16 protein-coding genes are annotated in these 13,816 nt (G+C 39.0%); 9 read left to right on the top strand and 7 right to left on the bottom strand.

The window, feature by feature from the left end; translation table 11 throughout:
- Nucleotides 1-10: 10 nt before the first annotated feature.
- Complete coding sequence (locus tag BMW98_RS15355; protein ID WP_338060843.1) at nt 11-373, top strand: DUF779 domain-containing protein; 363 nt, start codon at nt 11-13, stop codon at nt 371-373.
- A 66-nt stretch (nt 374-439) separates the two neighbouring features.
- Here BMW98_RS15355 and BMW98_RS15360 read toward each other — a convergent pair whose 3' ends face one another.
- Nucleotides 440-1,399: a YheT family hydrolase gene (locus tag BMW98_RS15360; protein ID WP_090259527.1), complete on the bottom strand. Its 960-nt coding sequence runs from the start codon at nt 1,397-1,399 to the stop codon at nt 440-442.
- A 128-nt stretch (nt 1,400-1,527) separates the two neighbouring features.
- On the opposite strand from BMW98_RS15360, the gene BMW98_RS15365 reads away from it, so the two are divergent.
- The 4 genes from BMW98_RS15365 to BMW98_RS15385 all read left to right on the top strand — a co-directional run bounded on the left by BMW98_RS15365 (nt 1,528) and on the right by BMW98_RS15385 (nt 7,424).
- Nucleotides 1,528-3,894, top strand: a complete 2,367-nt coding sequence (locus BMW98_RS15365) for a TonB-dependent receptor (protein WP_090259529.1) — start codon at nt 1,528-1,530, stop codon at nt 3,892-3,894.
- A gap of 189 nt (nt 3,895-4,083) precedes the next feature.
- Nucleotides 4,084-4,701: a deoxynucleoside kinase gene (locus BMW98_RS15370; protein ID WP_090259531.1), complete on the top strand. Its 618-nt coding sequence runs from the start codon at nt 4,084-4,086 to the stop codon at nt 4,699-4,701.
- Between the two features lie 564 nt (nt 4,702-5,265).
- The gene (locus tag BMW98_RS15380; protein ID WP_090259535.1) at nt 5,266-6,375 is read left to right on the top strand and encodes a hypothetical protein; all 1,110 of its coding nucleotides are present in this window, start codon (nt 5,266-5,268) and stop codon (nt 6,373-6,375) included.
- The gene (locus BMW98_RS15385; RefSeq protein WP_090259537.1) at nt 6,372-7,424 is read left to right on the top strand and encodes a hypothetical protein; all 1,053 of its coding nucleotides are present in this window, start codon (nt 6,372-6,374) and stop codon (nt 7,422-7,424) included. Before BMW98_RS15380 ends, BMW98_RS15385 begins: the two co-directional genes overlap by 4 nt.
- Nucleotides 7,425-7,461: 37 nt before the next feature.
- On the opposite strand, the gene BMW98_RS15390 is transcribed toward BMW98_RS15385, so the two are convergent.
- Complete coding sequence (locus tag BMW98_RS15390) at nt 7,462-7,926, bottom strand: DUF2452 domain-containing protein (RefSeq protein WP_090259540.1); 465 nt, start codon at nt 7,924-7,926, stop codon at nt 7,462-7,464.
- The gene (locus BMW98_RS15395; protein ID WP_090259542.1) at nt 7,916-8,119 is read right to left on the bottom strand and encodes a hypothetical protein; all 204 of its coding nucleotides are present in this window, start codon (nt 8,117-8,119) and stop codon (nt 7,916-7,918) included. Before BMW98_RS15395 ends, BMW98_RS15390 begins: the two co-directional genes overlap by 11 nt.
- 62 nt (nt 8,120-8,181) lie before the next feature.
- On the opposite strand from BMW98_RS15395, the gene dinB reads away from it, so the two are divergent.
- The 3 genes from dinB to BMW98_RS15410 are packed head-to-tail and all read left to right on the top strand — an operon-like array spanning nt 8,182 to nt 10,583.
- Nucleotides 8,182-9,285, top strand: coding sequence for a DNA polymerase IV (gene dinB / locus BMW98_RS15400; protein WP_245733618.1), 1,104 nt, complete (start codon nt 8,182-8,184; stop codon nt 9,283-9,285).
- 49 nt (nt 9,286-9,334) lie between these two features.
- Nucleotides 9,335-9,802 (top strand): MaoC family dehydratase, encoded by a 468-nt coding sequence (locus tag BMW98_RS15405; protein WP_090259545.1) that lies wholly within the window; start codon nt 9,335-9,337, stop codon nt 9,800-9,802.
- 55 nt (nt 9,803-9,857) lie between these two features.
- Nucleotides 9,858-10,583, top strand: coding sequence for a DUF2927 domain-containing protein (locus BMW98_RS15410; RefSeq protein WP_090259546.1), 726 nt, complete (start codon nt 9,858-9,860; stop codon nt 10,581-10,583).
- A gap of 314 nt (nt 10,584-10,897) precedes the next feature.
- Here the strand turns inward: BMW98_RS15410 and BMW98_RS15415 are convergent, their stop codons facing one another.
- From BMW98_RS15415 to BMW98_RS15430, 4 genes are all read right to left on the bottom strand, one after another.
- Nucleotides 10,898-11,203 carry a hypothetical protein gene (locus BMW98_RS15415; protein ID WP_090259548.1) on the bottom strand — a complete coding sequence of 102 codons (306 nt, stop codon included), beginning with the start codon at nt 11,201-11,203 and terminating at the stop codon, nt 10,898-10,900.
- A gap of 6 nt (nt 11,204-11,209) precedes the next feature.
- Nucleotides 11,210-12,295, bottom strand: a complete 1,086-nt coding sequence (locus BMW98_RS15420; RefSeq protein ID WP_090259550.1) for a hypothetical protein — start codon at nt 12,293-12,295, stop codon at nt 11,210-11,212.
- A 63-nt stretch (nt 12,296-12,358) separates the two neighbouring features.
- The gene (locus BMW98_RS15425; protein ID WP_090259551.1) at nt 12,359-12,577 is read right to left on the bottom strand and encodes a hypothetical protein; all 219 of its coding nucleotides are present in this window, start codon (nt 12,575-12,577) and stop codon (nt 12,359-12,361) included.
- Nucleotides 12,578-12,824: 247 nt separating this feature from the next.
- Complete coding sequence (locus tag BMW98_RS15430; RefSeq protein ID WP_222843667.1) at nt 12,825-13,253, bottom strand: DUF4442 domain-containing protein; 429 nt, start codon at nt 13,251-13,253, stop codon at nt 12,825-12,827.
- Between the two features lie 79 nt (nt 13,254-13,332).
- On the opposite strand from BMW98_RS15430, the gene BMW98_RS15435 reads away from it, so the two are divergent.
- Nucleotides 13,333-13,764, top strand: a complete 432-nt coding sequence (locus tag BMW98_RS15435; RefSeq protein ID WP_090259554.1) for a peptidylprolyl isomerase — start codon at nt 13,333-13,335, stop codon at nt 13,762-13,764.
- Nucleotides 13,765-13,816 lie beyond the last annotated feature (52 nt).

The raw sequence follows: 13,816 nt of genomic DNA on the forward strand, positions 1-13,816 counted from the left end.
TAGGGTTATAATGACTGACGAAGCCAAAGCTGTTGTCGATAAACTTCGGCAACAGTACCCGGCTTTGATCTTTCACCAAAGCGGTGGTTGCTGCGATGGTTCGGCCCCCATGTGTCTTGAAAAAGACGACCTCATTTTAAACGAAAATGATGTTTGGCTGGGCGCAGTTCACAGATGCGACTTTTACATGTCGAAAGATCAATTTGAGTACTGGCAGCACACCCAGCTTACTATTGATGTAACAAAAGGGCGTGGCGCCAGTTTTTCGCTAGAAATACCACTTGGGCTAAGGTTTGTTACAAAATCGAGGCTATTTACAGAAGACGAAATGAATGACCTATCCCTCACAAGATTGGCGTCCGAACAAGGATAAATTTTCCCTTTATTTTGATTACGCATGCTAATCGTTCATTATGAATGAATGAGGCATGCGTTTTTTTTATGCATTCAAAAACTCTAGGGTGCGCTTTTCGGAATAAGTAAACTCTGAATTTGGCAGCATAAAACCAACATGACCACCTCGCTTAGGTATTTCTAGGTGAATATGTGGATTCGATTCAGCTACAGAAACGGGAAAGCACTCCCCAACAAGCATCGGGTCGTTCAATGCATTTATAATCAACACATCGCGCGTAATTTGCTTTAAGAATGGATATGGATTACAGTGCTCGTAGAATTCTTCTGCGCTTTTAAAACCATGAATTGGCGCTGAATAAAGCTCATCGAAAAGAGTAAGATCCTTTATTTTCTCAATGCCATTCACATCAATATCTGGAAACTGCTCCGCCTTCTTCTGAATTTTAGACTTCAGCTTATTCAAGAACTTTTGCCCATAAACTTTATTAAAGCCGTTTTTCAATGTTGCCGCGCTTTCAATCAATGAGCAGGGCGCAGATATAGCCACAGCTTTAGTTACCTCTTTAGGCAGACCAAACTCAGATTCTTCTCCCAAATACCGGAGTGTTTGGCCGCCTCCCATACTAATACCTGCTAGCACAACCTCCTTATAACTTTCGGTTGTAATGCAATGCTCAACCACCGTTCTAAGGTCGTAACTGGCCGCATGATGGTAAAGGATTCGCTGGCGATTCATTTCGCCATTACAGGTGCGATTATTCCAAGCCGCCACATCCCAACCATGCTGAGAAAACAACTTGGCCAAGCCTTTTACATAGTGTCTGTCGGAACCACCTTCCAAACCATGCGAAATCACCAGCAGCCTGTTGTTACCGTTTTTAACCCAATCCACATTCAGAAAATCATCATCGGGTGTTTCGATTTGCTCACGCGTATACAACACACCATCGATTTTACGAGTTAAACTCGGTATGATGGTCTCTAAATGCTTATTTGCATAAAAAAAAGGAGGTCTCTTATAGCTAGATTCTACCAGTGGCATGTTTTAAGGGTATATTAGCGCAAGGAAATACATAAATCCTTTTATTCAATGATTTAGCGAATAAACTGGTTCATAAATTGGTCAAAAAATCACTTTTCAGCGTTTGCTTACTTTTTACCAGCCTTTGTTTGGCCACAATCGCCAATGCGCAACAGATTGTGGTGGTAGACGAACAGGACAATAGCCCTATTGCTCAGGCTACCATTCAGTTAGAAGACTCGGACAAGGCGGCCGTGACTAATGTTATGGGGCGTGCAGACATTTCTAGTTTAGGTACAGAAGGGCGCTTAATCATTCGTCATATTGGCTATAAGCCTGTGCTTATCACTTTTGAAAGACTAGCCAAGCAGGCCTACATAGTGAGCATGCGAGCTGCAGCCGAGGAACTTGAGGATGTGGTTGTTTCGGCCAATAAATGGGAACAAGACAAGCGTGAAATCCCCCAACGCATTACACAATTTAAAGCTTTGGAAATAGCCAAAGCAGAGCCCGCCACCACAGCCGACCTTCTAAGTATTGGAAGTCAGGTTTTTATACAAAAAAGCCAGCTTGGAGGCGGAAGCCCCATAATTAGAGGCTTTGCTGCCAACTCGGTGCTTTTGGTTGTTGACGGGGTACGCATGAACAATGCCATTTACCGCAGTGGCAATCTGCAAAATGTAATTACACTCGACCCAAATAGTTTAAGTGAGGCCGAAGTAGTTTACGGCCCGGGGGCAGTGATTTACGGAAGCGATGCACTTGGTGGAGTTATGGATTTCCATACCAAATCGCCAGAATTCTCTTCTGAAGGAATAAGCACAACCGGTGGTGTTTTACTTCGCGGAGCAAGCGCAGCCAAAGCCATTACGGGGAGTTTTAACTTGAGTGTAAGTCTACCCAAGTTCGCTTCGTTCACAAGCTTTACCTACAACAATTTTGATGATTTACGTTCCGGGAAAAATCGCCCAAAAGATTTTCCAAATTTTGGCAAACGCTATTGGTATGTAGAGAGAATCGAAGGTCAAGACCAAAGAATTGAGAATAATGATGTGAATATTCAAACGCCCTCTGGCTACAACCAAACCAATGTGCTACAGAAGTTTAAGTGGAAAACGAGTAACTTCTCAGACTTGACTTACGCTTTTCACTATTCTACATCATCCGACATTCCGCGCTACGATAGGCTTATTCAAACCAATATAGTAAGCCAGCCTGTTTATGCAGAGTGGCACTACGGTCCGCAAGAGTGGCAAATGCACTCTTTGCAAAGCCGCTTTTTCTACCCAACCAAACTCTTTGACGCACTCAAAATCACTACGGCATATCAGCTTGTGGAAGAAAGCCGCCATGACAGAAGGTTTAGTGAAGACTGGTTAAGGCATCGTACCGAAAAAGTAGACGCACTTTCTCTGAATCTAGATTTTGAAAGGTCATTTGGGCTCAACAATGAGCTTTTTTACGGCATTGAGTTGGTCGGTAACAAGGTGAACTCTGAAGCCTATGCGGAAAACATTGTTGATGGTAGCACGAGACCCGAAAGTACCCGCTACCCCGATGGTGATAATACATGGAATTCAGCCGCTGCCTATTTCAGTATAAAAAACGAACTGAGCCAACGCTGGATCCTCAACACTGGCCTTCGGTACAACTTTGTAAAACTTAATGCTGAATTCGTTGATAAGAGTTTTTACGATTTCCCATACGATGAAATCAACCTGAAAAATGGAAGCCTAAACGGAAACCTGGGCATAGTGTTTCTGCCAAGCGCCAAACTAAAATTAAACGCACTTTTATCTACAGGATTTAGGGCGCCCAATATGGATGATGTGGGTAAAGTATTCGACTCAGAGCCGGGTGTGGTAATCGTACCTAACCCCGATTTAAAGCCAGAAAAGACATACAATTTTGAATACGGTTTCGATGCGCAACTAACCCCGACACTCAACATTAATGTGGTGAACTACTTTACTATGTTGAAAGACGCTATGGTGAGAAGGCCTTTCACTTTTAACGGCCAATCGCAAATTGAATATGATGGTGTTTTGAGCGATGTTTATGCCGAAGTGAATACTGGAGAAGCCTTTATCTGGGGGCTTTCGGCACAGCTAAACTACCGCTTGACCAATGGGCTTAATGCCTATATGAATTTAACTTACACCGATGGAAAAGACACCGTTGAAGATTTGCCGCTAAGACATGTAAGCCCAGTGTTTGGAGAAACCGGAATTAGCTACAAAAAAGATCCACTTGAGACGAACTTTATAGTGCGCTATAGTGGCGGCATTGCCTTTGAAGACCTAGCACCTTCTGAGCAAAACAAGCCCTATTTATACACATCGGATGGCGCGCTGCCTTGGTATACATTAAACCTCAGTTCTTCATATAATTTTAGCGAGTACTTTTCCGTCCATTTAAATCTTGAAAACTTGCTAGACACCCATTACCGCACTTACTCATCGGGCATTAGTGCAGCTGGATTTAATGCGGTTCTGGCATTTAGAGCCACTTTTTAGCAACATAATAGTTTGGTAACCTGCCGTTTATTATCAGTTCAAACTAAAACTCGACCTTAGTAATATCTTTAATCTTCATATTTATTGGGTGTTCAAAAAAAGGTCTGTCTCGCAGGCTTTTTTTTATGCTTTATACTCCACTTTCCTACTTTCAAGTGATAAATTGCATGCCGAAAAAATTGAAGAAGGATGCACGTAGCGATTGCCGGAAATATCGGTTCAGGAAAAACCACTTTAGCAAAAAAATTAGGTAAGCAATTTCAATGGGATGTGCTGCTAGAATCGGTTGATGACAACCCTTACCTAAAGGATTTTTATGAAGATATGACCCGCTGGTCTTTCCACCTACAAGTGTACTTTTTAAATAGCCGATTTAACCAAGTGGCTAAAATCAGAGAATCGCAAAAGAGCACTATTCAGGACAGAACAATTTATGAGGACTGCCACATCTTTGCGGCCAACCTTTATAAGTCGAAATTCATTTCCGAGCGCGACTACAACAACTATTTGGAGCTTTTCAACTCTATGATTAAGCATACCGAAGCTCCTGACCTATTGATTTATCTAAAAGCAGATATTCCGAAGTTGGTGGCTAACATTCAAAAACGTGGCCGCGATTATGAGGAGCTTATCCGAATTGAATATTTAAAGAACCTAAACCAGCATTACGAAGACTGGATAGCCAATTATGATATCGGTAAGCTATTAGTAATTGATGTAAACGACCTGGACTTTGTAAAAAACATCGAAGACTTCGCCTCTATAGTAGAAAAAGTTAATTACGAAGTGAATGGGCTGTTTTCTTAGCTAAACAGTGATTATAGACAACAACAAAGTAAATGGTTATAGATTAACTTTTTTACTAAAAACCAAAACTAATCCAAGTAAAACTTGCACTTTACCACTCTACTAATTTATCTTGAACTAACTTTCATTTCTAGAATAGAAAGAAGGAAGTTCATCCTGCCTTTGGCCAACGAACAATAAACGCACAATTCTTATCCATAAAATCATAGATATGATTGTGCCCTTACAGGGTATTGCTCACCTCCTAAAAAAGTGTGAGTAGAACATAAAATTCTATATAATCATGAAAAAGAAATTTTTCTTATCATTAACACTGTTGTTTTTTATATCCGTAAGTGCTTTTGCTACTAGATGGTCTGTTCACGGAACTCATTCTTACGGTGACTGCACAATTACCTATGAAATATGTGAAACCGCATTTCTATCAACTGACGGTTGTACAGAAAATGACGTTCGTGCAATCTACGACCCTAGCAACTCTGATTGTCAAACAATTATCGAAAACGGAGCGCTGTTCTTATAGTCATAATGGGGCTCTTATTACTAGAGCCCCCTTTACTGCATATGAAAAATAGAATATTACTCATACTTATATGTGTTATCAGTCTACTTCAAGGCTGCTCTAAAGAAGAAAACTCCTCTAACTACAGTTATACGACCGCTGAATTAGAGCTTGTGGAAAAGGTTGTTCTTGGAGAAAAAGAGTATTTCAATCCCTCTTCTGCCTCGGTCACTTATAAAAGCACAGATTCTTTGCACTCATTTATGAGTAATGGAGGAGTCATTAGAACATATGACTCTAAGGGTAGTTTGATCCGCCTGTTTGATAAAAATGCTCTTGAGAACTCATATGAATACCCTGGCTCACTACCTACTGCATTTGACTTTACTGAAAGAAATCTCTTTCTATTTTTTGGAGGAACTCCAACTGTCTTTGTTGTTGATGAAAAGGACAGTATTGTCGATAGGATAAATTTAAAATTAGGCGAAAACCATTGGATTCAACGAGCACCATACCTTGAAGTAAACAATAATAAAGAATTAATATATATTTCTATTGCAAATATTGACTCGGAATTAAGCGAAAACAATTTCTTTTCAAAATCCTCATTAATAGGTGTCTTCAATTTTGAAGGTGATTTATTAGAAACATTTGGCAAATTCCCAAAGGAATATGAAAGTAGTGGGAAGTTTTCAAGAGGAAACCCATTCAGGTATTACCAATACCTAAAAGACAAAAACACTCACTACTTCTTGTTCGATATTATGGACGAGGTGTATATGTATAATGAAAATAAAAAAAATTGGGACACTATAAACATAAAAGCAAGAGTCAGAAGTTATGATTTTGAGGAGTCTAACATTCCTTTTTTCAGTAAACAAAGCCTAAACAAAGCGACCAATGATGTCTATCATTTCATTTCGCATAACCCCTCTAACAACAAACTCTATATTGGAACTCAACGACTTTTAGAAAAGCATCCTAATAAAGATGATTTTCTACTTATTATTTCGCCAAAAGAGAAATCCATAAAGGAGGTTAACCTTACAAAGTATTTTGGCATACAATACCACGCCTTAATGCCTTCAACAATAGCCTCGGACACATTAACTTTTTTTCTTGCCTCACCATTTTCTGACAAAGTCCACTTAATTAAAACTACCCTAAAATGAAGCGCAGAATTACATTTTTAATATTGACCCTAAAGCTATCATCTCTCTTACTTTTAGGACAAAACAACCCTCACAGTAGTTTTTTGAGTGAAGAAGACCAAAAAAAGGTTTCTAGAAATGTAGGGGAGCTTTTTTTTAGTCAAAAAAACCTTAGAATCAACGATTTCATAATTAAAGACACTCTAAAATTTGTCACATCTATTGATGAGCCTAACCACATTTTGGTATACGACAACTCTAACTTATTGATAGAGAAGCTAGAAATAAACGCTGTAGAAGATAGAATAACGGTTGTATCTGGAATTTACCAAGATTCTGGTGAAGTAATGTTAGCACCAAGACCTTTAAACAAAGACAACTATTTGTTAAAATTTAAAAGAGACAAATTCAAGGTTCAAAAATTGAAAGGGATTGTCTCGAAAAAGTCAGACCAATATTATTTTAAACATATCACATACAACAAGGGGCACATAATCATTAAAGATTTTTATACCCCAAGTAGATCCGAGGGGCTAGCCTCTGTAGTCCTTTACTCTCAAAACAAAGAAAGCTCAATAGATACACTCTCTAAAATCACAGGAACATTTCCTCAAACCTTCTTAAACGCTTATAATAGTTGGACATTTGACGCCTTAAAAACTGCTAATGGAAACTTGCTTTTGGCTGATTTCTATAATGGCTCTGTGACACTATTCGATTATACCCTTACCCAGGTAAGTAATGTTCAATTGACAGATTTCTTTCCAGACTCAAATCTTTCAACGAGTTACTTTCTAGGAACTAAGTACTTTTACTTTAAAATCTTTCGCGACTCTAAAACAGACGAGTTATACCTGTACTTTGGAAAAACAGACTCTTATAACAAAACTGTAGCATGTCTTTTTCTGTTAGATGAAGAAAGTAAAAAGTGGTCACAAATACCCGTTTTAGACAATCGTAACGCTCCTTATCCATTCGTAAACATTAAACAAATACATAATGGATACATTTACTTCCCCCTTAAATTTGATGGGACACTCGATTCTATATATCGATTAAAACTGAATTAAGCTTCTTTCATAGAAGGTGTAATTCTATGGCTGAAATTCACTCTCCCCTTTCAATCACCTCCCAAGTATGGTCGGAGAGCAACTTTGCAGTGCAGATAAATCTTTGAAATGGAGTGGATTTACCCCACTCCTTTGGAGAAACCAGAGACAATACATCCTCACCTTTCTTATTGGTGTAAAGATGATAAACCTTACTGATTAACGGCTCAAAGGTCATTTTAGCTTGGTACATGCGCTCAGAGAATTCTACCCTATCTTGAATTACCTTTGCTTGCTTGGCCAGCAATTGCATTTGCTCATAGATCTGCTTCATGTCAAGCTCTGTTTGCTCGTACATAGCAGAGAGCGACCGGCCCTTTATTTTGCCTTTGTCTTCTGGCTTTATCATGGCCGAGCCAACTGCGTGCGGAAAAGGGATTACCCCTGGATTTTCCGCAGCCATCTCAGCCATTCTTTCTAAATCAATTTGCTCAACATCAATCTTCTTTCCGCTATTGGCCATGTTGCTCAATGGTTAAAGTATCCAACTTTTGCTCTTGCACTACGCTATCTGCTTCCGAGGGTACAATAGACTCTTTCAAGTATTTTTTCGATCCGGGGAAAGATGTTTTACGCGAAATATCGTAACCCACCACAAAAATTGCCGCTATGAATAAAACAGCAACTATTACAAAAATCTTCTTCGAACGCTTCATGCTTCTGTGGAAATCAATTTAAAGCCATAAAGTTCGCGATTTCCCTAGTAAATTCGAATCCGATGGACAATTTACCGATGGCAGACTACCGAAAAATCATCCATATTGACATGGATGCGTTTTTTGCTTCTGTGGAGCAGCTGGACAATCCGGAGCTACGCGGTAAGCCCATTGCCGTTGGTGGTAGCCGCGAACGTGGCGTAGTAGCCGCAGCCAGCTATGAAGCCAGAAAGTATGGTGTCCGCTCCGCTATGCCTTCTACCCGCGCATTTAGGCTTTGTCCAGAAATTACCTTTGTAAGGCCACGCTTTGAAAGATATAAAGAGGTTTCAAACCAAATCAGGGAAGTTTTTCACGAATACACCGATCTTATTGAGCCACTATCGCTTGATGAAGCATTTTTAGACGTAACCAAAAACAAAAAGGGCATTCCTTCAGCCACATTAATTGCTAAAGAGATAAAAAGGGAAATAAAAGCCCGAACAGGACTTACCGCCTCTGCCGGCATTTCCATTAATAAGTTTTTGGCAAAAATTGCCAGTGATTATGACAAACCAGATGGCATTACGCTCATAGGGCCTGAGAAAGTGCATTTATTCATTCATCAGTTGCCGATTGAAGACTTTTTTGGTGTTGGAAAAGTTACCGCAGCCAAAATGAAAAAACTTGGTATTCACACCGGAAAAGATCTTTTACAGTGGTCTAAGGAAGGGCTAAAAGCTAGCTTCGGCAAAGCGGGTGCCTATTATTTTGACATTGTAAGAGGGAATGACAATAGGCCAGTGAATCCGCACAGAATTAGAAAGTCGCTGGGCGCAGAAAATACATTTTCGGAAGATTTGCTAACTGAGGAAGACATGAAAATGGCACTGAGAAAAATTGCCAGCGAAGTAATGAAAAGGCTGGAAAAAGCCGACACTTTTGGTAAAACCATTACCCTTAAAGTAAAATTTAGCGACTTCACACAAATTACCAGAAGCCATACGCAAAATGGTAAGATCGAAAGCTTTGATGAAATCATATCGTTGACATACAATTTGTTAGCACAAATTGAATGGAACGACTTTGCCGAAGGGGTACGCCTTTTAGGAATAACTTGTTCTAATTTTGACAACGAGCCCGAAATAAAAGCCGTAAAAGGCTTACAATTAACCTTGGATTTCTAGCCTAGAGTTAACAATTTGAATTTCACTTTTTAAAGAAATACACCAAATCATGTCAAAAGTAGTCATCGGAAGCCATCAGGAGTTCGAGCAGTACATAGGAGAAGTAATAGGCGTTTCTGATTACCTGACCATTGATCAGGAGCGTGTGAATGCATTTGCTGATGCCACTTTGGACCATCAGTGGATTCATTTAGATGATGCCCGTGCTAAAAAGGAAACCAAGTTTGGTGGAACCATTGCGCACGGTTACCTAACACTATCTATTTTGCCTCACCTGTGGCAGCAAATCGCAGAGATCAACAACATCGAAATGATGATCAACTACGGAATTGAAAAGCTAAAATTCAATCAGGCCGTAGTTGTAGGCAGTGCCGTGCGTTTAAAGGTTAAACTAACTTCGCTTGCCGACTTAAGAGGCATTAGTAAGTGCCAATTGAACGTAACATTGGAAATTAAGGACAATCCTAAACCGGCATTTACTGGAGAAATGATATTCCTATATCATTTTAAAAAGTAAGTTGGTTTAAATTTTGTGCAGGAAACTGCGTTACTATTCTACTAACCAGTTTCCTATGCACACCAACATGCGAATACTTACACTGGCCATGTTACTGGCCGTTTTTATTTCGGCCTGTAGTAAAGACGAAGAAACACCCGCCTATCCACTTACCAGTTTCGAGTCTCAAGCAAAAGCATATTTCAAAGAGGTTGCATTGGGGTTCGAATCAGGCGGTGCAAGTGAAATCACCAGACGTTGGGAAAGCCCTGTAAGGATATTTGTGGGTGGAAATTACAGCCCTCAGCACATGGATGAGCTCAACCTAACGGTTGCTCAACTAAACGAGGCAATGGCCCCTACGAACTATATTGAAGTAGTAAGCGATTCTACCCAAAGCAATTGCTACTTTCACTTTGGCTCTGCAGAATCTTACATCAAACTTTTTCCTGATATGCGTAATAGCCTGAGAGGAAATGTAGCCTACTTTAATGTATGGTGGCTAAATGATGAAATCAATCGCTCTAGAATTTTCATTGACACCACAGTGGAATTCTACAAACAACAAAGCACCATAAGAGAAGAACTAGCACAAAGCTTAGGCTTAGGAAAAGACTCCCCTCTATATCCAAACAGTATTTTTTATGAAACTGCTACCGATGGCGGCTTTGCCACTAGCTATTCTAGTTTAGACTTGGAGTTAGTGCGGCTGCTCTACCACCCTATGATGGATATTGGGCTAAACGAATTGGCTGTAGATGGTAGAATTAATAGTATATATCAGGCAGAGGCAGGTGAATAGTCCTTCTTCCTTTTATAAATCGTCTTTTGTAGCGAAGAAACCACATCGCCTTCTTCATCCACCCTGAAAATAATTTGGCTACCTGTTTAAAGGGAAATTATTTATTAGCTCCCTCCACCTAACATCAACTCTAAGGCTTCATATGCGCCCCCGTGGAGCAGCTTAGAGCTAGTTATTCTGAGTTAGTCTATTTTCAAGATCAAGAAACACTGTATTACTTTCAGGTGAGACCCTGTCAACCACCCCCCATATATCATTATCATCCTTTGCTAAAATAACTGGGTAAATTCCATCTAACTTATTTGGTAACTCAATCATCCTAACTCTTGAACAATCACATTATCAGAAAATAACACATCCCCCAGCCTGAGCTTTAGGAGTTTATTGGAGTTCACATTAAAAAAGAAAATGCCTAGTTTGGGGTTCCTGAAATTATTCAGAACAAAGTTCTCTGTATTAGTAATACACCCCTTACAGCCTGCATTCGGAATTGCAATAATGACTTCCTTATTGGAAATTTGAGGCAATTGACTCTTCACAAAGAAGCTTAATTCATAGCTTTCTCGAGTATTACTACAGCCAACCAATAAAATAAGAGCTAAAAAAAATAAAGTTCGCATGTATTATTAGTTTAATTTATTGAATTTTAACTTCCTATAGGCTATAATATTTTCGTTTTCCTTATCAAAACTCCAGTCAGCGAAGTAAATACCATCTTCAGTGCTGAACACCTCCTTAAAAAAGTTTATCCCCTCAAATTCACCAACTTTAACTAAGTTATCATCAAAAATCTCAATTAAACCAGAATTAATGTCTTCTAGTGAATTCACCCCCAGTGTACTTGACCTAACGGTTAACTTTGTATTTGGATCATAGAAAATAGCATCATGCCAACTATTTTCTTTCGCATACTCTCTTCTTTTTTCTAGGTCAGCATCAGGATTAAAAGTTTCAGGATCAGTGTAAATATTAGACTCAACCTTTATTCTTTTCGAACTTTTCTCTTCGAGATTATAAACTAATAAATCCCCTCCCATACTCAGGCAAATCACATAACTATTCAAGTGACTCACATATGCTCCCTCTTTAAAAAGTCCTCTATCAGCATAATACCCCTGAAAATCAGCAGGCATATCCAATAAATAAGATGAGTTTTTAGTCTTAAGGTTATAAATTAGAAGCGACTTATTTTTTAACTTAGTATCAGATTTAGCATACCCCACTGTGGGGAAAAAAGCCAAGTCTCCTATAACTTCAACCTCTGGATATATCGGAAACCCTATTTCCCCCTCACTAACAACATTAAAAGTATCAATTAAATCCCCATCTGAATTTATTAAGTACAGATTTTTGGATATCGAGTTGAATAGAAAAACACTGTCCCTACTATGATAATTTATAGCATTAACTTCTGGAACTCTGTTCTCCCCCTCCGTTGATAAATTCAGTTTTAAAGAAGGTAATATCTTTTCCGACTGTATTTTAAAGGGGTAAAAATAAAGTGAATGATTAATCTTGTTATAAAAAAGGATTTCGGTTTCAATTGAAGAGAAACTAGACGGGTTATTAAAACGAGGGGTTTCTTGGTCTATCCCTAATAACACATAATCCTCACTATTAACAGACTCTAAAGAATACTTATTCTCGAACTCTGCCTCCCTAGCACATGAGAAAGCAAGTACAAATAAAATGAATTTTAAAAGTTTATGCATAAGTCAAAAAGACAGGGCCTAATTATGCCCTGCTCAAAAGGTTTTTAACAAAATCGTCTAGAATCAAGGTTCGTCATAATGACAGTTAGCAGTATCTCCCTCAGCGGGCTCACCACATAATGCGTCAATTTGTGTAACTCCCATAAATGTGATTTCAACCAATCTACATTTACCATTTAAACCACCTTGAGTGTAACAAGTTGCTTGAGACTTAAAGTTGGTAATCGCTGTTAAACAAGCTACGGCAATCATTACAAAAAATAATTTAAGAAGCTTTTTCATTATGTTTATTTATTTACGTTATGCCTACTCTTTTACAAGGTTTTCGGCTCTCCCTTCTCAATAACACAACAACTTGATGTACATAAAATTAACTCTTGTGTGTACATATTATAGGGCAACTTAGAAGAGTGCCTTTCTTATTATGTGTTATTCAATAATACAAAAGACAAAAACACAAATCAAATAAAAGCCATTAATTAACACAATAGAATTTAAAAAAAATACAATTTTATCAATCTAAATAAATCTAAAAAACATTAAAAATCTTCTTCCTTATATAAATCGTCTTTTGTAGCGAAGAAACCACATCGCCTTCTTCATCCGTAATTTCTAATGGTAGCTCAATCTCAGTTTTCCCATTCGCTTCTACCTCTTGTTTTATCCTTTCGAGGATTTCATCGCCAATTTCAAACACACAAGTAACCTTTCCTTTACCCGGTTTTTTAAACTGAATACAACTGGCCTTGTCCCAAACGATGTAGCCTTTACCCAGATTCTGCAAAATAAGCAGCATATAAAATGCATCGGACATGGACATGAGCGATCCACCAAAGTGCACGCCCACCAAGTTGCGGTTCCACCAGCGCAACTTCATGGTTACCACTGCCTTTCTAAAGTCTTTCGATATGTAACTCAACCGAATACCCGCACCTAGAAATGGTGGGTAAATATTCATGAATTTGATTTTTGTCTGATTTGAAAGCCGGAACATTGCGCAGGATGATTTACTTTTGCCCTAATTAAAGTAAAAAGAAATGACGGCAGAAATTCATACCGAAAAAGGATTAATGAAAGTGGAGTTTTATGAGAATGATGCTCCAAAAACAGTTAAAAACTTTACAGACCTTTCTAAAAAAGGTTATTACGATGGACTTACCTTCCACCGTGTAATCCCAAACTTTGTAGTACAAGGTGGATGCCCTGATGGCACCGGAGCTGGTGGCCCAGGTTACTCAATCGACTGTGAGCTGGATGGCGACAACCAATACCACGACAGAGGTGTGCTTTCTATGGCGCACGCAGGTCGAAACACTGGAGGTTCTCAGTTCTTTATTTGCCACAGCAGAGACAACACCGCACACCTAGACAGAAATCACACTTGCTTTGGTAAAGTGGTTGAAGGCCTTGATGTGATAGACGACATTCGCCAAGGTGATAAAATCGAAAAAATTGTGATCAAGGATTAATCCTTAGCTCACTTAGATATAATTAAGTACCTCAACCTAGTCGGTTGGGGTA

Source organism: Roseivirga pacifica, from assembly GCF_900111145.1.
In the GTDB taxonomy this organism is placed as follows: domain Bacteria; phylum Bacteroidota; class Bacteroidia; order Cytophagales; family Cyclobacteriaceae; genus Roseivirga; species Roseivirga pacifica.

Coding starts and splice junctions, on each gene's coding strand:
- BMW98_RS15355 (WP_338060843.1), top strand. CDS start 11: ATGACTGACGAAGCCAAAGCTGTTGTCGATAAACTTCGGCAACAGTAC.
- BMW98_RS15370 (WP_090259531.1), top strand. CDS start 4,084: ATGCACGTAGCGATTGCCGGAAATATCGGTTCAGGAAAAACCACTTTA.
- BMW98_RS15380 (WP_090259535.1), top strand. CDS start 5,266: ATGAAAAATAGAATATTACTCATACTTATATGTGTTATCAGTCTACTT.
- BMW98_RS15390 (WP_090259540.1), bottom strand. CDS start 7,926: ATGGCCAATAGCGGAAAGAAGATTGATGTTGAGCAAATTGATTTAGAA.
- BMW98_RS15385 (WP_090259537.1), top strand. CDS start 6,372: ATGAAGCGCAGAATTACATTTTTAATATTGACCCTAAAGCTATCATCT.
- BMW98_RS15420 (WP_090259550.1), bottom strand. CDS start 12,295: ATGCATAAACTTTTAAAATTCATTTTATTTGTACTTGCTTTCTCATGT.
- BMW98_RS15395 (WP_090259542.1), bottom strand. CDS start 8,119: ATGAAGCGTTCGAAGAAGATTTTTGTAATAGTTGCTGTTTTATTCATA.
- BMW98_RS15430 (WP_222843667.1), bottom strand. CDS start 13,253: ATGAATATTTACCCACCATTTCTAGGTGCGGGTATTCGGTTGAGTTAC.
- BMW98_RS15410 (WP_090259546.1), top strand. CDS start 9,858: ATGCACACCAACATGCGAATACTTACACTGGCCATGTTACTGGCCGTT.
- BMW98_RS15360 (WP_090259527.1), bottom strand. CDS start 1,399: ATGCCACTGGTAGAATCTAGCTATAAGAGACCTCCTTTTTTTTATGCA.
- BMW98_RS15415 (WP_090259548.1), bottom strand. CDS start 11,203: ATGCGAACTTTATTTTTTTTAGCTCTTATTTTATTGGTTGGCTGTAGT.
- dinB (WP_245733618.1), top strand. CDS start 8,182: ATGGACAATTTACCGATGGCAGACTACCGAAAAATCATCCATATTGAC.
- BMW98_RS15405 (WP_090259545.1), top strand. CDS start 9,335: ATGTCAAAAGTAGTCATCGGAAGCCATCAGGAGTTCGAGCAGTACATA.
- BMW98_RS15435 (WP_090259554.1), top strand. CDS start 13,333: ATGACGGCAGAAATTCATACCGAAAAAGGATTAATGAAAGTGGAGTTT.
- BMW98_RS15425 (WP_090259551.1), bottom strand. CDS start 12,577: ATGAAAAAGCTTCTTAAATTATTTTTTGTAATGATTGCCGTAGCTTGT.